General features: G+C 45.1%; 15 protein-coding genes. 11 read left to right on the top strand and 4 right to left on the bottom strand.

The features are described 5' to 3' along the window. Positions 1-78: 78 nt before the first annotated feature. From AC2CZC_RS06970 to AC2CZC_RS06960, 3 genes are all read left to right on the top strand, one after another. Entirely contained in the window at positions 79-2238 is a 2160-nt protein-coding gene (locus AC2CZC_RS06970) for an ATP-binding protein (RefSeq protein ID WP_237138623.1), read from the top strand. A gap of 260 nt (positions 2239-2498) precedes the next feature. Continuing rightward, positions 2499-5819 carry an amidohydrolase family protein gene (locus AC2CZC_RS06965; RefSeq protein WP_484584303.1) on the top strand — a complete coding sequence of 1107 codons (3321 nt, stop codon included), beginning with the start codon at positions 2499-2501 and terminating at the stop codon, positions 5817-5819. 352 nt (positions 5820-6171) lie between these two features. Next, the gene (locus AC2CZC_RS06960) at positions 6172-9480 is read left to right on the top strand and encodes a methyl-accepting chemotaxis protein (protein WP_484584302.1); all 3309 of its coding nucleotides are present in this window, start codon (positions 6172-6174) and stop codon (positions 9478-9480) included. A gap of 29 nt (positions 9481-9509) precedes the next feature. On the opposite strand, the gene AC2CZC_RS06955 is transcribed toward AC2CZC_RS06960, so the two are convergent. Together AC2CZC_RS06955 and AC2CZC_RS06950 are read right to left on the bottom strand one after the other, a co-directional pair. Beyond that, positions 9510-10280 carry a nitrilase-related carbon-nitrogen hydrolase gene (locus AC2CZC_RS06955; protein WP_484584301.1) on the bottom strand — a complete coding sequence of 257 codons (771 nt, stop codon included), beginning with the start codon at positions 10278-10280 and terminating at the stop codon, positions 9510-9512. After that, positions 10268-11407 (bottom strand): methionine aminotransferase, encoded by a 1140-nt coding sequence (locus AC2CZC_RS06950; protein WP_484584300.1) that lies wholly within the window; start codon positions 11405-11407, stop codon positions 10268-10270. The genes AC2CZC_RS06955 and AC2CZC_RS06950 overlap by 13 nt, the downstream gene beginning before the upstream one ends. A gap of 96 nt (positions 11408-11503) precedes the next feature. Between AC2CZC_RS06950 and AC2CZC_RS06945 the strand changes: the two genes are divergently transcribed. From AC2CZC_RS06945 to AC2CZC_RS06935, 3 genes are read left to right on the top strand one after another with little or no spacing between them, the layout of a single operon-like run. Then, positions 11504-12121 carry a methylthioribulose 1-phosphate dehydratase gene (locus tag AC2CZC_RS06945; protein ID WP_484584299.1) on the top strand — a complete coding sequence of 206 codons (618 nt, stop codon included), beginning with the start codon at positions 11504-11506 and terminating at the stop codon, positions 12119-12121. Then, positions 12118-12786, top strand: a complete 669-nt coding sequence (gene mtnC / locus AC2CZC_RS06940) for an acireductone synthase (RefSeq protein ID WP_484584298.1) — start codon at positions 12118-12120, stop codon at positions 12784-12786. The genes AC2CZC_RS06945 and mtnC overlap by 4 nt, the downstream gene beginning before the upstream one ends. Before the next feature lie 14 nt (positions 12787-12800). Continuing rightward, positions 12801-13343 (top strand): 1,2-dihydroxy-3-keto-5-methylthiopentene dioxygenase, encoded by a 543-nt coding sequence (locus AC2CZC_RS06935; protein WP_484584297.1) that lies wholly within the window; start codon positions 12801-12803, stop codon positions 13341-13343. 52 nt (positions 13344-13395) lie between these two features. On the opposite strand, the gene mtnA is transcribed toward AC2CZC_RS06935, so the two are convergent. After that, a complete protein-coding gene (mtnA, locus tag AC2CZC_RS06930; protein ID WP_484584296.1) occupies positions 13396-14403 on the bottom strand; it encodes an S-methyl-5-thioribose-1-phosphate isomerase in 1008 nt (335 codons plus the stop codon). A gap of 124 nt (positions 14404-14527) precedes the next feature. Here mtnA and mtnK point away from each other — a divergent pair, with 124 nt between their 5' ends. Next, complete coding sequence (gene mtnK, locus AC2CZC_RS06925) at positions 14528-15730, top strand: S-methyl-5-thioribose kinase (RefSeq protein ID WP_484584295.1); 1203 nt, start codon at positions 14528-14530, stop codon at positions 15728-15730. A gap of 35 nt (positions 15731-15765) precedes the next feature. Here the strand turns inward: mtnK and AC2CZC_RS06920 are convergent, their stop codons facing one another. Further along, positions 15766-17532 (bottom strand): DUF885 domain-containing protein, encoded by a 1767-nt coding sequence (locus AC2CZC_RS06920; RefSeq protein ID WP_484584294.1) that lies wholly within the window; start codon positions 17530-17532, stop codon positions 15766-15768. A 309-nt stretch (positions 17533-17841) separates the two neighbouring features. On the opposite strand from AC2CZC_RS06920, the gene AC2CZC_RS06915 reads away from it, so the two are divergent. The 4 genes from AC2CZC_RS06915 to ubiB all read left to right on the top strand — a co-directional run bounded on the left by AC2CZC_RS06915 (position 17842) and on the right by ubiB (position 21961). Beyond that, positions 17842-18849, top strand: a complete 1008-nt coding sequence (locus AC2CZC_RS06915; protein ID WP_484584293.1) for a GGDEF domain-containing protein — start codon at positions 17842-17844, stop codon at positions 18847-18849. A 106-nt stretch (positions 18850-18955) separates the two neighbouring features. Beyond that, on the top strand, positions 18956-19711 hold the full coding sequence (gene ubiE, locus AC2CZC_RS06910) for a bifunctional demethylmenaquinone methyltransferase/2-methoxy-6-polyprenyl-1,4-benzoquinol methylase UbiE (protein WP_284023022.1): 756 nt from the start codon (positions 18956-18958) through the stop codon (positions 19709-19711). 20 nt (positions 19712-19731) lie between these two features. Beyond that, complete coding sequence (locus AC2CZC_RS06905) at positions 19732-20331, top strand: ubiquinone biosynthesis accessory factor UbiJ (RefSeq protein ID WP_484584292.1); 600 nt, start codon at positions 19732-19734, stop codon at positions 20329-20331. Between the two features lie 16 nt (positions 20332-20347). After that, entirely contained in the window at positions 20348-21961 is a 1614-nt protein-coding gene (gene ubiB, locus AC2CZC_RS06900) for a ubiquinone biosynthesis regulatory protein kinase UbiB (protein ID WP_484584291.1), read from the top strand. Positions 21962-22007 lie beyond the last annotated feature (46 nt).

Genomic DNA, 22007 nt, shown 5'->3' with positions numbered 1-22007 from the left:
ATTTTCTCGGCTCATTGCTTTACTGCACTTAGTCTTCGCTCTATCCTAGGTACGTCTATTAATTGTTAACAAAGCTCTATGTTGGACCATAAAACCCTGTATGTAGCCAGTGCAGCCATGACGGCGATGATGACGCTGATCAATTATTTAACTTGGCGTGCCAACAAAAATACGCCAGGTGTACTGTTATACATTTTCTACCCACTCATTTTATTTGCCGCAATCTCTATGTTTGCACTGCACAGCTTTTTGTCTCAGTGGCAGACAATTGGGATTGCCAATACCTTATTATTTTTGGCATCCATCATACACTGTTGGGCAATTAGTCAGTTTTTAGGCCAGCGGGGTATTGAGTTTCGAACTTATTTATTTGCAACGTTAGCCCTGTTGTCTGCGCTGATCTATTACGCCATGGTCGACGACAATTTACGAAAGCGTATTTTAATCTCTGACTTGCAGCATATCGTCGAAGCCATATTGCTGAGCTATTACTTTATCCGCTACGCCCGTAAGCAATATCCTAATGGCAGCATCGTTTATTTAATTGTTTTGAGCTTTATATTCACCGCCTTTATTGGCCGCTCACTGTTTATGGGTGACATTGACCAAGTGTCTCTGTTTGTCGACCCCTGGTTTTCAATTGCGATATTTTTCAATGGCGTACTCGCCCCCATATTTTATGCAACCGGTATGGCACTGCTGTGCAACGAACGACGGGAACTTAACCTCAATAAATTAACCGAAAAAGCACAAAAAGACCTCGAAATTCGCGGCTTATTTTTATCCACCATCAGCCACGAGATCCGCACCCCGTTGAACGGTATTCTAGGCAGTGCGCAACTGGTTCTTAACCGCAGCCATGATCAACATAGCAAAGCCTATTGCGAGGCCATCATCAATTCGGCTGAATCACTCAACTTATTGATAGATAAAGTACTCGATTACGCCAGTTTAGATCAAAGTGACGAAGTGCTCTCTTCCGAAGATGTTGAATTGAAGAGTTGGTTAGATAACCTCTGCTTACTAATGAGCCCACTGGCCGAGCAAAAGAAACTCACTTTTACCTTGCTCTATGATTTGCCAGACCAAGTTTGCTACTACTGCGACCAACAAAAGCTACGGCAGATTTTGCTCAATTTAGTGGGTAACGCCATCAAATTCACCGACAAAGGCGAGGTAAAGCTGCGCGTAGAATTACTCGAAGAAGCCAATATGTCTCATATTGTGCGCTTCAGCGTCGTCGACTCAGGCCCGGGCATCGAAGAGGAAGATATCGACAAGCTGACCGAACCTTATGTGCAGAGTAATGCGGGCAAAACCAAAGGCGGAACAGGCCTTGGCCTTGCCATCACTGCACGCTTGCTGAGTAAGCTAGGCAGTCAGCTTGAAATAATCAGTGAGCTGGGTAAAGGCAGTTCATTTAGCTTTGATGTGAGCCTGCCCGTGGGCGAATTGAGTTTAGTCGAACAGCGCCATCACAATCCAGAATACCCAACAGGGCTGTCTGTTTTACTGGTGGAAGACTTAGATCTTAACCGTAAAATTGCCATTGAGTTTATGGCTGCGGACGAGCATAAGATCAAGCTCGCGTACGATGGCTCCAGTGCCATTGAACACCTCAAAGAACATGTCTTCGATGTGGTCCTATTAGACATGAACTTACCTGATTTTACAGGGCAAGAAGTGCTGAGGCATTTGCAAACTATCGAGCACAAAAACAAACGCACACCGTTTTTGGCCTTTACCGCCAGTTTAAGCCCAGAAGAAATCAAAGAATATCTTTCTCTTGGTATCAAAGATGTGGTGGGCAAACCCATCAAGCAAGAAAAGCTTCGCCAAGCCATCAGTGATTCACAAAAAGCACAAAAGCCAGATATGCGCGTTGAGCTCAGTGACACGCTATACGACGACACTGCGGTTAACTCCCTGAAGAGCGGTTTCAGCGAAGATGAAGTCTCATCCATTTATAACGAGTTTGTTCTATCTGCACGAAATAAGTTAATCCATATTCAGCAGCTTCTCAGTGAAGATGAAGAGCAATGTATTAAATCACTACACCGCCAAGCAAGCACTGCACTGCAACTTGGCTTTAATCGCTATGGATTAGCACTGAAGAAAATCGAGCGTCGCTTACTAGATGGTAAGTCTTGCGATGATGATTTAACGCAAGCGATGGCCTTGTGGCAAAAGAGCCTCGAGGCCTATTTGCAATTTGTCCGCCAGCAAACACTCAATTAGTCCTATCGGTGCAGCATTCAATCATCAATGCTGCACCTGCTGTGTCCCCCTGCAAAGCATACTTTTCAATGCAAACAGCCAAAATTTGTATAAAAACACTGCAAAACTGCCGCATTTGAGCGCACTTTTATCGCCACCTTGTCGACTTTAGTCAAAAAATTCGCCATTCTACGCGGGTAAATAAAAATTAGCTCACAGCAAGACAAGAAACCAACACTCAGCGACAGACTGAGACTTGGCTTAAAAAATAGGAATACACCATGGCACTATTTAAATCACCGATTGCCATTGCTATCGGTGCCGCATTGATCGGCTTAAGTACACCAGCACTCGCCTCCGCTGGTGCACAAGACACTACAGCAAAATGGGATGTGCTTGCACCTCCTGGTGAAAAGCAAACAATCACCATAGACACCAATGAAACCACCTGGAGTAATGTGGATGTAAGCCCAGATGGCAAGCACGTTATCTTCGACATGTTAGGTGATATTTATGTCATGCCAATCTCTGGCGGTAAAGCAACTGCAGTCACTGCGGACCGCGCATGGAACTTCCAGCCGAAGTTTTCACCGGATGGCAAACATATCGCGTTTATTTCTGATCGTGCTGGTGCTGAGAATCTGTGGGTAATGGATATTAATGGCGACAACATGCGTCAGGTGTCTGATGAGTCACACAACCTTTTACACAACCCTGCTTGGTCTCCGGATGGTCAATATATCGCTGTCAAACAAGGTCAGGTAACAGGACGTACTATTCCAGGTGGTTCGATTCGTATGTACCACATTTCAGGTGGTAAAGGCGTATTAGTGCGTGAAAGGCTGCATGGCGCAAAATCACAGAAAAACATTGCTGAGCCAGCTTTCTCTACCGACGGTAAAAAGATTTACTATTCTGTTGATGCCACAGCGGGTGTGCAATGGCAATACAATAAAAATGCGCTGACATCTGTCTTTGAGATCCGTTCATGGGATTTAGCGACAGGTGAAGAAGAAACGGTGATCCGTGGTGCCGGTGGTGCAATTCGCCCAACGCCAAGTCCAGACGGTAAATCGATTGCGTTCGTAAAACGTGAAGACAATGGCGAGAAAATGATCAGCGCTTTATATGTCAAAGATTTAAAGTCAGGCATTGAAACGCAAATTTTCACCGGTCTTGACCGCGACTTACAAGAAGCCAATGGCGCGCAAGGTAATACGCCAGCATTTGCTTACACACCTGATGGCAAAGCCTTAGTATTTTGGTCTGGTGGTGTCTTCCATAAAGTGGACATTGCAACGAAGCAGGCACAAGTTATTCCAACACGCGTCGTGGCGGAAAAAGACATCACACCGGCCCTAAAATTTGCTGTAGATGTTGCCCCTGATAACTTTAAAGTCAAACTAGCACGTTGGTCACAAATTTCACCAGATGGTGAAACAGCGCTATTCCAAGCGTTAGGCCATTTATACATCAAAGACATTGAATCAGGTAAAGTTCGTCGAGTAACGAAACAAAACGATCACTTTGAGTTTTACCCTAGCTACTCTCGTGATGGCAAATACATTGTATACACCACATACGATGACCAAGAGCTAGGCAGTATTCGTATCGTTTCTGCAAAAGGCGGAAAAGGTCGCGTCATCACGCAAGATCCAGGTCACTACACTTCACCTAGCTTCTCGCCAGACGGTAAAAAAGTCCTGTTCAAAAAAGTCACGGGTGGTTACCTACTCAGCGGCGACTGGTCAATGCACCCAGGTATTTACATCGTGGACGCCAAAGGCGGTGAAGCAAAACGCATCGTGAAAAGCGGTGACAACCCACACTTTGGCGCGAATCCTGAGCGTATTTACTTCTCAGTTGCTAGCAGTAGCACCAGCAGAGAGCTAAAGAGTGTTGATTTAAACGGTCATGAAGAGCGCAGTCACTTCAAAGGCGAATTCATCTTTGATTATAAAGTCTCACCAGATGGCAACTATGTTGCATTTATCGAGCACTTCAACACCTTTGTCGCCCCATTTACTAGTACAGGTAAAACACTGTCAATCAATAAAGGGGGTAAAGCCTTCCCAGTGAAACAAGTGTCTAAATACTCTGGCGACTTCTTAAACTGGAAAGCAGACAGTAGCGCATTAACTTGGGCATTTGGTCCAAACCTATATCAGCGCAAACTCACAGATACTTTCTCATTTGTTGACAATGCATCTGACAACCTTGATGAACTGACAGCTGAAGGCATTGATCTGAGCTTCGAGCAACCTTCAGACAAGCCAAAAGGATTGCTAGCACTGGTTGGTGGTAAAGTTGTGACAATGCGCGATGCAGAGAATCAGCAGGAAATCATCGAAGACGGTGTAGTACTGATTGAAGATAACCGCATTGTCGCCGTCGGCGCTCGCAGCGATATGACTATCCCAAGTGCAGCGAAAGTAATGGATATCAAAGGCAAAACCGTGATCCCAGGTTTAGTCGATGCCCATGCACACGGCAGCTACGGCAGCCATAACTTGCAACCTGAGCAAAACTGGAACCAGTTCTCCAACGTCAGCTTTGGTGTCACAACCATTCACGATCCATCAAATAACTCTAACGAGGTATTCTCGATGGCAGAGCTACAACGTGCAGGTTTGACAGTCGCACCACGTATTTATTCTGTGGGTCGTATCTTATATGCAGGTGAAGCGCCAGGTTACAAAACCCCAATCAACAACTTAGAAGATGCCCAGTTCCACGTTAAGCGTTTAAAAGACGCTGGTGCAATCACGGTGAAAAGTTATAACCACCCTCGCCGCGATACTCGCCAGCAAGTGCTAGAAGCCGCGAAGCAAATGGAAATCATGGTCGTGCCTGAAGGTGGCTCAAAGTTCCAGCAAAACATGAACATGATCATCGATGGTCACACAGGCCTTGAACACGCCTTACCAATTCCAAATATCTACTCAGATGTCACACAAATGTGGAGCCAAACTGAAGCAGGATTTACACCGACTTTCAACGTGGCATATGGCGGTATTAAAGGTGAAGACTACTTCTACAACACAACCAATGTGTGGGAAAATGAGCGCCTGATGAGCTTTGTGCCTGAGTATGTTGTTAAACCAATGTCTATCCGTCGTGAAAAAGCGCCTGAGCACCACTACAACCATATCAATGCTGCAAAATCAGCGAAACAACTGCGTGATAAAGGCGTAACCGTACATATCGGTGCGCATGGTCAACGTGAAGGATTGGGCGCACATTGGGAATTATGGTCAATGGCACAAGGTGGATTTACGCCTTGGGAAGCTCTGCGCAGTGGTACGATTGATGGCGCAAGATACCTAGCAATGGATCACGATATTGGTACTATTGAAAAAGGCAAGCTTGCGGATCTGGTTATTATCGATGGTGATGTACTGAACGATATCCGTGAGTCTGAAAAAGTGACTTACACCATTTTAAATGGACGCGTCTATGATGCTGCCACCATGAATGAAGTCGGTAATTACCAGCGTAACCGTCAGCCGTTCTTCTTTGAGAATGGTAACAAAACGCCAATGCACCCTGATACTGAAGCGTATATGGAAGAAAAAGCGCATAAGTATCACTGGAAACATTGATAACCACTTATCGTAAGATTTAAGAAGCAGCGCATGCTGCTTCTTTTTTGTCTTTATCAGCATCATCAAAAATTCACACTGTCTTTTTATTTCATCTTTCTTATTCATGCAATAGCGCAATCGCAGCACCATCAAGCGATGCTGTCTTGTATTTCTTTTTTTGTGCAAGTTAAAGAAACACCTAGCGCCTAGATCTTACTGAGAACTGTTCTACACTAAGCTTAAATCTGTACAATTATTGACCACAATTTTTATAGGGTTATACCTGCTTGGCCAATAATCTTTTGACAGTGCAATGTAGCAAACAGGCATCAAACCGATGTCAGAAATACAAGGATCGGAGGGCAATTTTATGTCTCGCATACACCAATTTTTAAAATCACTCGATCTCGCCAAAAAGCTCATGGCCGCTTTTTTACTTGTCGCCCTCATCCCCGCCACTGTCATCATTACTTTTTCTCTTATTCAAGCTTCCAATGCCATCAGTGAACAGGTTTATGCCCAACTGGGTGCCGTGGGTAAAGTGAAAAAACGCGCCATAGAAAGGCATTTTAAAACAGTTGAAGACAAGCTTCACGCCTTAGCCATCAACCCCTACCTGATACAAGCAACACAAGACTTACTCGATGGCTTTGACGAAACACAAGCGGCGCAAACCATTCCTAGTAACCTACAACAGTTTTATCAAGACGCCTTTTTACCTCGCTTTGAACAGCAAACAAATAGTAAGGTCGCGCTCAATTCATTATTAGACTCACTCTCTGGTCAGGGCATGGCATTGCAGGCACGCTATTTAGCAGATAATCCCCACCCAATCGGTGAGAAAGATGCACTGAACGCCACAGGACATTTAGATGCTTATGATCTTGCACACCAGCGCCACCATGAATTTTTCCGCGAGATCACTGACGTTTACCAGCTTTATGATATTTTTATCGTCGATAATTACAGCGGTAATATTGTGTACTCAGTATTTAAAGAAGTCGACTTCGCGACTTCTTTGAGTACGGGCCCGTATGCCAATAGCAGTATCGCCGACGTATTTAATCGCGCCCTAATCGAACAAGACCAAATGCTATTTGCAGACTATGAGCCATACTTGCCCTCATTTAATGCGCCCGCCAGCTTTGTAGCTATGCCACTGGATTTTGATGGTATTTCTCAAGCCACCTTAATTTTTCAACTTTCCATTGACGCACTGAACGACATCATGAGTGAGCGCCATGGACTGGGAGAAAGTGGTGAAACCTACCTTGTTGGCCCCGATGGGTTAATGCGCTCTGACTCTTACTTAGATCCCATTAACCACTCCGTCGTGGCTTCCTTTGCAAACCCAGATAAAGGCACCATCGCAACAGAGTCCTATCAATTAGCGATGCAAGGGCAGCAAGGACAAAAAGTTGTCACCGACTACAATGGTAACCCTGTACTCTCCGCATACAGCGACTTACAAGTCTTTGATGTGAGATGGGCCTTGTTAGCAGAAATTGACGAAGCAGAGGCATTTGCTCCTGTCGGCGCGCTGCGCCAAACCATGGCAATTGTCATGCTGGTGAGTATTGGCGTAATTTTGTTAACTGCACTATGGTTTGCCAGAAGTCTTGCTCGCCCCGTACACAATTTAGTCAACACCATGCGTGAAGTGCAAACGCGAGGGGATTTTTCGCTGCGTGCTGACGTCAGCTCCCGAGATGAGATTGGTCAAAGCGCACAGGCCTTTAACTCCCTACTCGACGCCTTGCAGCTTTCCATTTCAGAAGCGAACCGTGTCCTCAATCAAATGGCCAAAGGCAAATTCAATGATCGGATAAGCGTGCCATGCAATGGCGAGCTCAAAGAGTTAAAAGAAGCCACCAATGAGTGCTCATCCAGTTTGCAAACTGCATTAACAGAGATCAACTTGGTCATGCAAGCCATGGCCAAAGGGCGGTTTAATCAACAGATCACGGCTCCGCTCAGTGGCGACTTAGATATGTTAAAAACCAATATAAATCGTTCTGTAATCTCTATTGACGACACCATGAACGATATTGTCAATGTCATGAGTTGTGTTGAAAAAGGAGGATTTAAGCAGCAAGTCACTGTCGAAGCGCGCGGCAGTTTAGCCCGCTTAAAAGACAGTGTGAACAACTCTATACAGGCATTGAGTGGCGCCATTGATGAACTCAGCTTAACCATGAGCGCCATCAGTAATGGCGATTTTTCGAAACGGATCACCCACCCACTGTCCGGTCAGCTCGCGCAATTGAAACATGACACCAACTTAAGTATGGATAATCTTGAAGCGATCCTCAAAGACATTGGCAATACCATGGCCGCGGTCAGTGAAGGCGACTTCAGACACCCGATAGAAGCATCAGCCCATGGCCAATTGGGGCAATTAAAAGCCAATGTAAACCTGTCAATTGCAAGCTTAGACCAAGCCATCAGTGAAATTTCATCTGTTATGATGGCCATCAGCCATGGCCGCTTTGACCGCACGATACAAACGCCTTTAAAAGGGCAGCTTGCAACATTGCAAAACGACATTAATCATACCGTCAACAATTTAAGCCAAGTTGTCGAAGAGCTTGCCAGTGTCATGGCGGCGATGAGTGAAGGCGATTTTTCCCATAAAATCGAGTCCTCATTGCAAGGCCAGTTACTACAACTAAAAGAGGATGTTAACAGCTCCATAGATACTATCTCTACCGCCATTCACGCGGTGACAGACAGCCTCAGCGCTATCGCAAGAGGGGATTTATGCACCTCAGTCCAAGGGCATTATCAAGGCGTATTTGCCACCTTGCAGCAAGACGTGCATACCACTACACACAAGCTCACACATGTCATTGAAAGCATTCAAAGCGCAGCAAGCTTGGTTGCTCACAGCACCGAAGAAATAGCCGCAAGCAATGCGGAGATCAGCCGACGTACTGAAGAACAAGCTGCGAATCTGGAAGAAGCTAACGCGAGTACTGGGCACATTCTGGAAGAACTAACTCAAGTCGCTTTGCAATCAGAAACCGCCGTAGAGAAATCACACAATGCAGAATGTATCGCCAAAGAAGGTGGTACGCTATCACAAGACACCGTGCACGCCATAGGTGAAGTCAATGCAGCCAGCAAAGACATCAATGAAATTGTCTCTGTGATCGATGAGCTGGCGTTTCAAACCAATTTATTGGCTTTGAATGCTGCCGTAGAAGCTGCCCGTGCAGGAGAGCATGGACGAGGCTTTGCGGTCGTCGCCAATGAAGTACGCGAACTGGCTGGGCGCAGTGCGTCATCGGCAAAGCAAATCAAAGAGATCATTGCCAACAGTAACGATAAAGTGCAGCAAGGCACCACGCTCGCCAATAGTTCAGGTGAAAAACTCGAGCATATTGTGCAAGCCGTTGCTGATGTAAATCAAAACATTGTGAGTATCAATCGTTCTACCTTGACGCAAAAGCAAGCCATTGCAGAGGTTGATGTGGTCGTGCAAAGGCTCACAGATCTCATTCAAGAAAACTCAGCCATCACCGAAGAAACCATGGCGGCTGCAAAACGCATGGCAGCCCAAGCAATGGAAATGAAAAACTTACTGGGGTACTTTACACTGCCGGACGATGATCATGGGCAATCTACTGAAGTCGCCACTCCTCAGCAAGCCCTATTGGTGCATCAATATAACGTCTAGTGATAAGGAGCAGCGTAGGCTGCTCCTATTTATAAGGGGAGATCAAATACATCCGCGTCTAAGTGTGCTGGAAATTGGCGTTTAAACTCAGCTAATTTGGCTTTATCGAGCGTCACCGTCACAACACCCGCTTCATCATCAGCGACGTGTGCCATAGGCTGGCCTACATAATCTAGTGCCACCGTTCCGCCGTTATGAGCGACGCCTTTGCCATCTTCGCCAATGCGATTAGCAGCTAAAACAAAGCACTGATTTTCAATCGCTCGAGCACATAATAATGTATCCCAAGCATGGCGTCTTGCCGATGGCCAGTTTGCGACATTCACCATTACATCATAGTCATTTTTACTGCGCTGGAAGACCGGAAAACGCAAGTCATAGCACACTTGAGGTAAGAGCTTAAAGCCGTTTATTTCAAAAATTTTTCGCTCGTTACCTTGCACTACGTGGTCCCCTTCATTGCCCAAGCAAAACAGGTGGCGCTTATCGTAACTGCGCTCAGTACCATCTGGCCAAGTCCAGTAAAAGCGATTGGCTTTTTTGCCTTTATGAGGCACCAACACAGACCCCGCGACAACGCACTGTAAACGTTTAGCCAGCTGTTGTATGAATGCCCTCGCCTTCGCTGCTTGTTCATCCGTTGCCTGTTGCAACGCAAATCCAGTGGCAAAGGTTTCAGGTAGCAATAGCAAATCACCAGGAGGCACATCCGCAACCAGCTTTTCAATCGTTGCGAAATTCTGCTCTGGCGCTAACCAAGCAATATCATATTGCACTATATTTACGGTTAAAGTTGACATAATTTCTCCGCTGCAGCGATTAAGGTCTCGGTTTCTTTGGCAAAGCACAGGCGAATAATTCTATCGCCATTAGGCTTGTCATAAAATACACTTAACGGGATCGCCGCCACACCAATTTGCTCAACCAATTGCTGGCAAAAAGTCACATCATCTACGTCTGATATATCACTGTAATCAAGTAACAAGAAATACGTGCCTTCACTTGGCAGGATCTTAAAACGGCTTGTCGCCAATGCCTCAACCAGTACATCACGTTTTTGTTGATAAAACAGCCCTAATTCATCCACATGTTCAGGTGTATCTCGCAGCATATCAGCCAAAGCCAATTGTGCAGGCGTAAAGCTTGAGAAGTTCACAAACTGATGGATTTTTCTAAACTCAACCGTCAAATTTGCAGGTGCAATACAGTAACCCATCTTCCAACCAGTACAGTGAAATGTTTTACCAAAACTGGATACCACAAAGGCCCGTTCTGCAAGTTCAGAGTCACGTAAGACACTCAAATGTGGGGCACCATCAAAGGTAATATGCTCATACACTTCATCACTGATCAAATAAATATCATGCTTATTGAGCAGCACTTTCAATGCATCGAGATCCGCTTGTTTCAGTGTTTTTGCACTCGGGTTGTGGGGGCTATTAATAATGATCGCACGCGTTTTTTGCGTCACAGCAGCACTGACTTGTGTCCAGTCAATGGCATAATCTGGTGCACACAAAGGAATATGTACCGTGCGACCACCGGCCAATTCAACCGCAGGGCGATATGAATCATACGCTGGGTCAAATACAATCACTTCGTCACCTTTACGTACTAGCGCCTGAATCGCCACAAACAATGCCTCTGTCGCACCTGCAGTGACCGTCACTTGTGCTGCCGCATCAATGCCTTGCTGATATCGACGCGCAATAAGTGCCGCAATCTCCTGCTGTAATACTGGCAACCCAGGAGAGGGGGCATATTGGTTATATCCCGCTAACGTATGTGCTGACAGCGCATGTTTGAGCTGGCTTGGGGTATCAAACTCAGGAAAACCTTGAGAGAGGTTCAGAGCACCATGCTCATTAGCAAGCCCTGTCATGGTAGAGAAAATACTGGTACCGACGTCTGGTAATTTACTTTCCATTTTGTAACTCTTTTGGTTATGGCGTAGGCGATAAAGCGATGCTATCATTGCCAAAGATAGAAGTATAGCCGTCCAAACCTCTTAGGATGATCGAATATGCAAACAAAGGCAGCAAAACAAGCGCTCATAGATGCTGGCCGTTGGGTTAGCCAACAAGGCTGGGTGCCCGCGACTGGCGGCAACTTTTCTATGAAAACCGATGATGGCTTTGTCGTCACCGCCAGCGGCTTTGATAAAGGCCACCTCACGCCAGAGCAGTTTTTAGAATTAGACCAGCATGGCCAAATCGTCTCAGGTGACGGTAAACCCTCAGCTGAAACTGCCTTGCACCTCAAGTTATATCAGTTACAACCGCAAGCAGGATGCATCTTACACACGCACTCAGTGGCGGCGACTGTCCTGTCACGCTTTATACGCAGTAACCAGTTTTCAGTGACAGGCTATGAGATGCAAAAATCACTGTCTGGGATTAAAAGTCACCTAGATACGCTATCCATTGCCATCTTTGATAACGATCAGGATATTCCCGCATTGGCGGCACGGGTTGCCAAGTACCATGAAACATACCCTGTCACACATGGGGTCTTGATCCGTGGTCATGGTTTATATGCATTGGGCAACAGCATTTTTGAAACTCGCCGTCATATCGAGGGGCTTGAGTTCTTGTTCGCCTGTGAATTAGAGCGAATAAAATTAGAAGGAGCAGTAAAGTGATAAAAGCCATTCTCACTGATATTGAAGGCACGATTGCCCGTATTTCATTCGTCAAAGACATTCTTTTCCCCTATGCCGCAAAGCACTTAGCTGATTTTGTTAAAGCGTCACAAGATGACCCTCAGGTGCAAATTCAACTTGATGCCGTCAGAGCAGAAATCGCTCAGCCAGAAGCAAGTTTAGATACCGTAATCGACACCTTACTTGGCTGGATTGAAGCCGATAAAAAAATCACGCCACTTAAACAGTTACAAGGTTTGATCTGGCAAAATGGCTATCAACAAGGCGACTTCACAGGCCATATCTACCCAGATGCCCATGCCTATTTGACTGCACAGCATCAAGCAGGCACAGCACTGTATGTATATTCTTCCGGTTCAGTGAAAGCCCAGCAACTGCTTTTTGCTCATTCAGATTTTGGCGATATACGTGCCTTATTTAGCGACTATTTTGATACCCGAGTGGGTGCAAAGCAGCAATCTGAGTCTTATCGCAACATAGTGCAAAGCCTGCCTTTTGAAGCAGCTGACGTCCTATTTTTAAGTGATGTCGTCGCAGAACTTGATGCGGCCAAAGCAGCCGGCCTACAGACTTTACAGCTGTGGCGCGATGATCAACCCAAAAGCACTCACCATGCTTTTATTACCAGTTTTGAGCATATTTAAAACGAGACACCGTCATGAGTTACTTACATATCTATCAAGAAGCGCAGCCACAAAAAGCGACGTTCCAAAGCGAAGAGGCAAGTATCATTGCTGAAAAACTGGCTGAGGTTGGGGTGCGCTTTGAGCAATGGCAAGCAACACAAATCTTAGCAAAAGAAGCCACTGAAACTGATATCATTAACGCATATAGCCAAGATATCGAGCGCTTAAAAGCACAAGGGGGCTACCAAACCGTCGACGTCGTTGCGCTACAAAAAGGCAATCCAAATGCGCCAGCGATGCGCGAAAAATTTCTTTTTGAACATACCCACAGTGAAGATGAAGTGCGTTTTTTTGTGGCCGGGTATGGGCTATTCTGCCTGCATATCGCAGATAAGGTCTATCAAGTATACTGCCAGCAAGGTGATTTGATCTCTGTGCCAGATCACACACCACATTGGTTTGATATGGGCAGCGACCCTGAATTCACCGCGATTCGCCTATTCAACAATACAGAAGGTTGGGTTGCCCAAGAGACAGGCTCAAGTATTGCCAAGCAATTCCCGCTTTTAGATTAACCCCTTATTCGCAAATTACACAGCAGGCGACTGCCCATGCCTGCTGTCATCATTACAAATTAATAAATTCCGGTGTGGTGTAAACACCACTATCAAACACCCACCCAGTAACTAACTTTGCTGGCGTTACATCAAAAGCAGGGTTGTACACTTCAGCCTCAGAAGGTGCCCACTGGCATTCACCAAAACTGCCACTCACCCCTGTCACCTCACCCGCACTGCGTTGTTCAATTTCAATCTCTTGGCCGCTAGCACAGGCCGGATCAAAGGTGGTTTTAGGTGCCACAACATAAAAAGGCACATTGTGGAAATGTGCTAACACAGCCAAATTATACGTGCCCACTTTATTTGCAAAATCCCCGTTTGCCGCCACCCTATCAGCCCCCACAAATATCTTATCGACCTTGCCCGCAGCCATTAAAGATGCAGCCATACTATCGCACAATAAAGTATAGGGGATCTGCCATCGCGCCAGCTCATACGCAGTTAAACGCCCACCTTGTAATAAAGGACGCGTTTCATCTACCCAGACATGGATATCACCATGACGCTGCATCGCTTGGTAAATCACACCAAGCGCTGTGCCAATACCTGCTGTGGCGAGCGCACCCGTATTACAATGAGTCAGGATATTGTCACCGGCATCCACTAGGTCCACCCCATGTTCTGCAATTCGAGCACATAAGGCGATGTCTTCTTCGAATAATTGCTCGGCCACTGTGATCACTTCAGTTATCTTTTGCTCGCTATGTAGCACCGCGCGGAGCCTGTCCATACAGTGTTTTAAATTTACCGCCGTTGGACGCGTGGCTTCTAAGTCGTCTATCGCATGACATAAGTCTTCTCGGGAACTGCCCTGCTCGGCGAGATAAGCCACCAACAAAGTCGCAGCTAAGCCAATTAAAGGCGCGCCCCGCACTTGTAAGTTGTTAATGAGAGCCTGCATTTCACTGACCGTTTTGCAGACATGCCAAACTTCTTGATGCGGCAACAAATATTGGTCAAGTACCTGCACTTTTCCATCTTGGTATTTCAAACTTTGAGCGATCAAATCTTTCATGTTGATTAAAGGGTGTACAGTTGTAATTACTGCTCATTCTACATAAAGATCTAAAGATGTATAGACATCTAAACATTTAAAAATATAGAATGCTAAAAGTTACTTTAATTTTTGGTGAATAACAGTGAGCAAATACGTTGCCTTTAATAACGACACGGCCTTAAGTTACGTCCAAGAACTGGGGCAATTTTTTCCAGCTAATGCAGAATTATCTTGCTATGAGTTTGGGGATGGTAATCTCAATTTAGTCTTCCGAGTTCAAGACACAGAAAAGCGCAGTGTTATTTTGAAGCAAGCACTGCCATATGCTCGCTGTGTCGGTGAAAGTTGGCCACTGACATTGGATAGAGCCAGAATTGAAGCCAGCGTATTGAGAAAGCATGGTGATGTTTGCCCTGAGCACACCGCACAAGTTTTACATCATAATAGTGAGCTCGCTGTCACCATATTGGAAGACTTGGGTGATATGGCGATTTTGCGAGGTGAGCTGAATCAAGGGAACACATTCAAACACCTGGGTACACACGTCGCAACTTACTTGGCAAAAACCAGCTTTTTCTATTCAGACTTTTCTTTATCTGCTGCAGACAAAAAAGCATTGGTACAAGAGTTCACCAACCCTGAACTGTGTTCCATCACCGAAGACCTATTTTTCGATGACCCCTATCGAATACATGAACGTAATAACTACCCAACAGCATTAGAAGAGCAAGTTTCTCTGCTGAGAGACAATACCGCCTTGTTAATTCACGTTGCGCAATTGAAGAGTAAATTCTTTTCATCACCACAAACCCTGCTGCACGGCGACGTCCATACTGGCAGCCTATTTGTGTCACCAAAAGAGACTAAATTTATCGACCCTGAATTTGGCTTTTTCGGTCCAATTGGCTTCGATTTAGGCTCTTTTATCGGCAATTTGCTACTCAACTATTGTGCGCAAAATGGCCGTGTTTCTGAAGCCCCTAAGCGACGTGATTTACATTCTTATTTATTACACACGATTTCCACCTGCCTGCAAGCTTTCGAGCAGCAGTGGTTAACACTGGCCAGCACACAGACCCGCGATTTAGCACTTCAAGCACCCGGCTATGCCGAACAATTTTTACAAGCAGTGCTGCAAGATACAATGGGATATTGCGGTACTGAACTGATCCGTCGCACCATCGGATTGGCACATGTGGCAGATATTGATGAGATTGAAGATGATGTAAAGCGCTTAGCGGTACAAAAGCAAACGTTACTTCTTGGCGAGCAATTGATTTTAAATGCAAAAAGCTGCCACTCAACGGATGACTTTTATCAGCTGATTATCAGCTTTGTGCACTAAGTAAAAAAGGCCGCTTTATAGCGGCCTCTGTTATTTTACTTTTGCTTTTGTGCTTGTTCAATATATTGCGCGATTTGCGCTTCAAGTACAAACAGCGGGACAGAGCCATTTTTCAGTATCTGATGGTGAAATTCACGAATATTAAACTGCTCACCCAGCGCCTGCTCCGCTTCTGTACGCAAGCGTCTGATTGTCAGCTCACCGAGCTTGTATGACAGCGCTTGGCCAGGCCAAGAAATGTAGCGATCAGTTTCTGTTTTAACGTTGTGTAGAGACAGTGCTGTATTATCTTGCATAAATTGCATCGCCTGCTCGCGACTCCAACCAAACATGTGCATACCTGTGTCCACAACTAAACGCGCTGCACGCCACATTTCATAAGTAAGTCGGCCGAAATTACTATATGGGTCTTGGTAAAAACCAGCTTCCAATCCTAAATATTCAGCATACAACCCCCACCCTTCACCAAATGCTGAAATGTATTCATTGCGATACTCAGGTAAATGTGTGAACTCGTCATTTATGGCAATTTGTAAATGATGACCCGGCACCCCTTCGTGCAAGGTCAATGCCTCCAAAACATAAAGAGGCCTTTTATCAAGCGCATAAGTGTTTACCCAATAATAGCCAGGATCTGTTTCTTTGGATGGTGGTAAGTATCTTCCAGTGGTGTACTTAGGTGCGATGCTATCAGGCACTGGGGCTACGCCATAAGGTACTCTGGGCAAAGTAGACACATAAAAGAACTGTGGCAGCTTAGCATCCATCTTCTTGGCGATAAATGATGCCTCTTTTAGCAACTCTTCAGGTGTCTTTGCATAAAACTGCGGATCGGTACGCAAAAACTCGACGAACTCAGCAAAAGAACCTTCAAAGCCTACCTGTTCGATGATGGAGTTCATCTCACTACGAATACGCGCCACTTCCTGCAAACCTAACTCATGGATTTGCTTAGGCGTCATATCGGTTGTCGTGAAATGCTTGGCACGATTGATATAAAATGCTTCACCATTGGGTGTACTCGACCAAGCAATGTCTTTTTTTGCGGCTGGTCGGTATTCATTGACGAAAAAATCTAAGTAACTTTGATAAGCTGGGTTAGCATAATTGGCTATCGCTTGCTTAGCTTGTTGCTGAATCTTGCTAAAAGCGTCATCTGATATGCCCGCCTGATTCGTCTTAAACGGCGCATAAAATGGCGAGTGCTCAACATCATCAATGGCGATATACGCCTCTATCGATGATTCGAACCCCTGTAGTACAACTTGCGGCTGGGTCAACCCAATAGCCATGCCCTTTCGCATCCAGTTCATCTGCTGCGAAAAATATCGTGGTAGCTGCTTAATCTGAGCTATCAACTTTTGATAACCCAGCTGTGTAGAAAAGTCATGCTCACGGATCTTAAATGACATGTCTGTATGGAATCCAGATTCCGACAACAGTGGTACATAATGATGTTTGAAGTGATATTTATCGACTTTATCCTGCACCTGTGCGCGCAAAATTGCGAAGTTAATTTGATTCTCTGCATTTAATTGTGTTGTGTCTATCACATCAAACTTATCCAGCAGTGCTAAACGACGCTGATTTTTGCGTTCTAAGTGCGCTGGAGACATATCAGGCAACAAAAATAGCTCGTCTAGTGACTTGGTATGATTAGTGCTAATGTCGGCACGAAAGGTCATCACTTGTTTAGACAACGCCACAAAGGCCTGATCTGGATTATTCTGGGTCATCTGGCACGCAGACAAACTGAGTACCAAAGCAATGGCACTAAGAGGTTTAAAAACGGCGTTCAACACTGAGGTTCCTTAACTTTCGCTGGGGTATGCACCTTAACGAAGGCACTTGTCTCTATGCAAGTATAATCGACCAAACATCATGCAAATGCGATCATCGATACGACACCACATATACAAAGGGCAAAGTTGTCGATAAATTCGCCTAATAGAATAAATTGGGTAACTTTTTACCATCAAAAGGGCAAATTTTACTTTCAAAAAGTCACGATTACGATTAATGTAGCGGGGCTTCAAATAGGATGAAATCATGACTTGTGCCAAAGGACGTTAAGGCTTCAAGATTAACTTTAATGTGTGGTAAAGAAGTAGATGACGTTCCATGATCCAATGGCAATAGCCCAAGAAAAAATGACCAAAGTTTGTCATTTTCTGGAACTGCACGCACTGCCCCCTACACCATTACATTATCAAGTCGCTTATACTTTCATCAGTCGGACTAACGACGCCTTAACGACGCGCTTAGAAAGAGACCTTCGTAGTAATGTTGACATTGACACCGTCTACATTGAGCAATTGTACTTTGAGTTTATCTACACAGAACATCAAGAAGAGCTAGCGGTATTAAAAGAAGTCGACAATGTCATCGATGAATTATCCGCGTCCTCCTCACGCTCACACCATAGCATCACAAAATTCACGCAGAGTATTCGTAAATGCCACAGTGAGTTAGACCCACAAGATATTGCCAAAAGCAAAAAGGCACTTGGTGAATTAACTCAGCAAACAGAGCGCTATATAGAGCAACAACAGCGCTTTAAGCAGAGCTTACAAAAAGCCAGAGCCAGCCAAAGTCAGCAGTACATGGTGCTCAATAAAATACGTAAGCAACGTTTGATTGATCCCCACACTGGTCTTTACAAAAGACACTACTTAAATCAAAAAACTCAGCTTTGGTTAGATCAGGAAAAAATGTTGTGTGCCATTTCCATTCAAGTAGATAACCTCAGTGATTTTAGTGAACGATTTGGTGACATGATTGGCGAGACCGTTTTGCAACGGGTTGCGCATAAGATCAAAAAATATGTATTAGAAAGCGGTGTACCGGGTCGTACAGGCAAGCAGGAGTTCACTATTTTACTGGCTGATATTGAACCTGAAACAGCCAAAGTCATCGCGGAAAAAATCCGTAAGGGTGTTGAAAAGCTCAAATTCATTAGCAATAAAGGCAATGTGCAATTTCCAGACATCCAACTGGCTATTGGTATTGCCAAAAGGCAATCCGAGCGAGATTTTAACGAATTAGCCAGCCAAGCTTCGTTTGCCGCGCAAAAGGCACATGCGTTAGGGCGCGACTGTTATATTTCTGGTGCCCTCTAAGCGCTTTTGTGCGATAAAATTTTACGATTAACACGCACTATAAATTGCACCTAAGTGTCGCAATCAAGTACACTATACCCATCTAAACTGTGTCACCAAGGCCAACATGAAAGAAGAAAATCGCGATACCACCCACTTTGGTTATAAAACCGTAGAGTCCACTCAAAAAGAGTCTCTGGTTGCAGATGTTTTTCACTCTGTCGCAGCCAAATACGACATCATGAATGACTTTTTATCCTTTGGCATACATCGCCTTTGGAAACGCCAAACCGTGGCGTGTGCAGGGGTTCGAAAAGGTCATCGCGTATTGGATTTGGCAGGTGGTACAGGTGACCTGACAGCTAAGTTCAGCCAACTTGTTGGCGATACCGGTCAAGTGATCCTTGGTGATATCAATGATTCAATGCTGAAAGTTGGCCGTGATAAGCTACGCGACCTCGGCTTAGTTAATAACATTGAATACGTACAAATGAACGCCCAAGCGTTGCCATTTCCAGATAACAGCTTAGATGTTATTACTATCGCATTTGGATTACGTAACGTCACAGACAAAGACGAGGCATTGCGTTCAATGTACCGAGTTCTAAAACCGGGTGGTCGATTGTTGGTGCTAGAATTCTCTAAAACGGATAACGAAGCGTTATCTAAACTTTATGACTTCTACTCATTTAACATCTTGCCAAACGTCGGCAAGATTGTGGCGAATGACAGTGAATCTTACCGCTACTTAGCAGAATCAATCCGCATGCACCCAGACCAAGAAACTTTAAAGGGCATGATGGAAAACGCAGGGTTTGAGCAAACAAGCTATCAAAACTTCACTGGCGGCATTGTTGCGCTGCATAGAGGGTTCAAGTACTAACGCAAGTAAAGGGTAAGTTTATGTGGGTATCTGTTTTAACAGCCGTCGCCGAGCAAGCTGTAAATCGTCTCTTAACTCTTGAGCCAAACCTTGCTGCAGATCTGCAAGGCGCTGCACATAACGTACTGGCGCTCACATTGACTGATTTAAACTTATCCTGCGCACTTCACTATAATGGTGAATACTGCTTCGTATATGGCAACTATCATGATGATGCTGATTGTCATATCACCACCTCTGTCGATTGCTTAGGTGAATTGAAAGACCCGAGTCAATTGACGCGATTGATCCGCAGTGGCAAATTAGATTTGGAGGGCGACCTTCACCTTGCACAGCTTTACAGCAAAGCATTTGGCAATTTAGATATCGATTGGGCAGAGCACTTATCCCGCTACCTTGGTGATGCTGGCGCTGAACACTTAGTGAGTAGCGTAAAAGCGTGCAACAACAAAGCCCAACAGCATAAAAAGTCATATCAGCAAGTCATGACTCAACTGTGTCAAGATGAGCTCAACGTCACCATTCACCCTCTGGAGCTACAGCAGTTTAAAGCACAAACCAGAGCCCTTTCATCGCAATTGGCTGCGCTAGAACAACGCATTAATGCACTAACAGACTGACTTTAAGGAGCAGGAATTGTCCATCGCTCGCCTATATCATATTGGTAAAACATTTCTTAACTATGGCCTAGATGAACTGCTGCCTCAGCATTTGCAGCCTTGGTACGCTAAGTACCTTCGCAAGTGCTTATTTTGGCTGCCCAACAAACACCAAGATAAGTCTGAAGGCGCGCGTTTACGTTTGGCATTGCAAGCTTTAGGGCCAGTGTGGGTTAAATTCGGCCAAATGTTATCTACTCGACGTGACCTATTACCTCATGATATGGCTCAAGAGCTGGCACAGTTACAAGACAATGTCGCGTCATTTGACGGCGAAAAAGCACAGCGGCTTATCGAGCTCGCGCTAGAGCTTGAACATATTAGCGACTTATTCGAGTATTTTGAGCAACAACCTCTGGCTTCAGCCTCCATCGCGCAAGTTCATACTGCGCAGCTGCAAACTGAACAGGGCTTAAAAGACGTGGTTGTGAAAGTGATCCGTCCGGACATAGAAAAGCAAATCCTCGCAGATCTGTCCTTAATGGAGCAATTTGCCAAAGTGCTTGCAGGCTTGGTGAGCGAAAGCCGTCGTTTAAGGCCTGTTGAAGTCGTACGCGAATATCGTAAAACCTTGCTCGATGAGCTCGATTTAATGCGAGAAGGCGCCAACGCCATTCAGCTAAGACGCAACTTTGAGGGATCTGAAGCCTTATATATTCCAGAAGTCTATAGCGATTACTCAAGACAAAACGTATTAGTGATGGAGCGCATCTACGGTATCCCAGTATCTGATACTGAAACACTGGAAGCGCAAGGCACGGATATGAAATTACTTGCAGAGCGAGGCGTCGAAGTCTTCTTCACGCAAGTATTCAGAGACAGTTTTTTCCATGCTGACATGCACCCTGGCAATATTTTTGTCTCCTATGAACACCCTGAAAACCCACAATATATCGGAATTGACTGCGGTATCGTTGGTACGTTAAATCGCGAAGATAAGAGATATTTAGCTGAAAACTTTATTGCTTTTTTCAATCGTGATTATCGCCAAGTGGCCCAGCTTCATGTGGACTCTGGTTGGGTGCCAGCAGACACCTGTGTGGAAGAGTTTGAATTTGCAATTCGCACTGTGTGCGAGCCGATTTTTAATAAACCACTGGCAGAAATTTCATTTGGACACGTCTTGGTCAACCTGTTTAATACAGCAAGGCGTTTCAATATGGAAGTGCAACCTCAGTTGGTGCTGTTACAAAAAACCCTGCTATATGTTGAAGGATTGGGTCGTCAACTCTACCCACAACTCGACCTTTGGCAAACCGCAAAACCCTTCTTAGAACATTGGGTGCAAGAGCAAGTTGGCCCCCTCGCAGTGGCCAAAAAGTTATATCAAAATCTACCTTTTTGGGCTGAAAAAATGCCTGAATTACCTGATTTAGTTTATCAAAGCTTGAAGCGCCAACATCATCAAGTACCGGCACCGCAATCTGCGATAAGTAAGCAAACAATACAAAGCGTTTTATTGGGCATGGCTGCATCCACTTTCGCGATCATTGCGGGTCTGTGTTTTATCGCCGAATTAAATGGAGCAAGTCTAGGCAGCGCGCTTTTTGCATGCTTGCTATTTATTTGTGCATGGCGTAAAACAGGGTGATATTTTATACGCGCGGCGTATAATCAAATCAGTAATTACAAATAAG

This window comes from Pseudoalteromonas sp. MMG033, from assembly GCF_057197785.1.
Note: the sequence above shows the minus strand (reverse complement) of the source record. Positions and strands in the feature narration are given on the sequence as shown.

Coding starts and splice junctions, on each gene's coding strand:
- AC2CZC_RS06970 (WP_237138623.1), top strand. CDS start 79: ATGTTGGACCATAAAACCCTGTATGTAGCCAGTGCAGCCATGACGGCG.
- AC2CZC_RS06965 (WP_484584303.1), top strand. CDS start 2,499: ATGGCACTATTTAAATCACCGATTGCCATTGCTATCGGTGCCGCATTG.
- AC2CZC_RS06960 (WP_484584302.1), top strand. CDS start 6,172: ATGTCTCGCATACACCAATTTTTAAAATCACTCGATCTCGCCAAAAAG.
- AC2CZC_RS06955 (WP_484584301.1), bottom strand. CDS start 10,280: ATGTCAACTTTAACCGTAAATATAGTGCAATATGATATTGCTTGGTTA.
- AC2CZC_RS06950 (WP_484584300.1), bottom strand. CDS start 11,407: ATGGAAAGTAAATTACCAGACGTCGGTACCAGTATTTTCTCTACCATG.
- AC2CZC_RS06945 (WP_484584299.1), top strand. CDS start 11,504: ATGCAAACAAAGGCAGCAAAACAAGCGCTCATAGATGCTGGCCGTTGG.
- AC2CZC_RS06935 (WP_484584297.1), top strand. CDS start 12,801: ATGAGTTACTTACATATCTATCAAGAAGCGCAGCCACAAAAAGCGACG.
- mtnA (WP_484584296.1), bottom strand. CDS start 14,403: ATGAAAGATTTGATCGCTCAAAGTTTGAAATACCAAGATGGAAAAGTG.
- AC2CZC_RS06915 (WP_484584293.1), top strand. CDS start 17,842: ATGACGTTCCATGATCCAATGGCAATAGCCCAAGAAAAAATGACCAAA.
- ubiE (WP_284023022.1), top strand. CDS start 18,956: ATGAAAGAAGAAAATCGCGATACCACCCACTTTGGTTATAAAACCGTA.
- AC2CZC_RS06905 (WP_484584292.1), top strand. CDS start 19,732: ATGTGGGTATCTGTTTTAACAGCCGTCGCCGAGCAAGCTGTAAATCGT.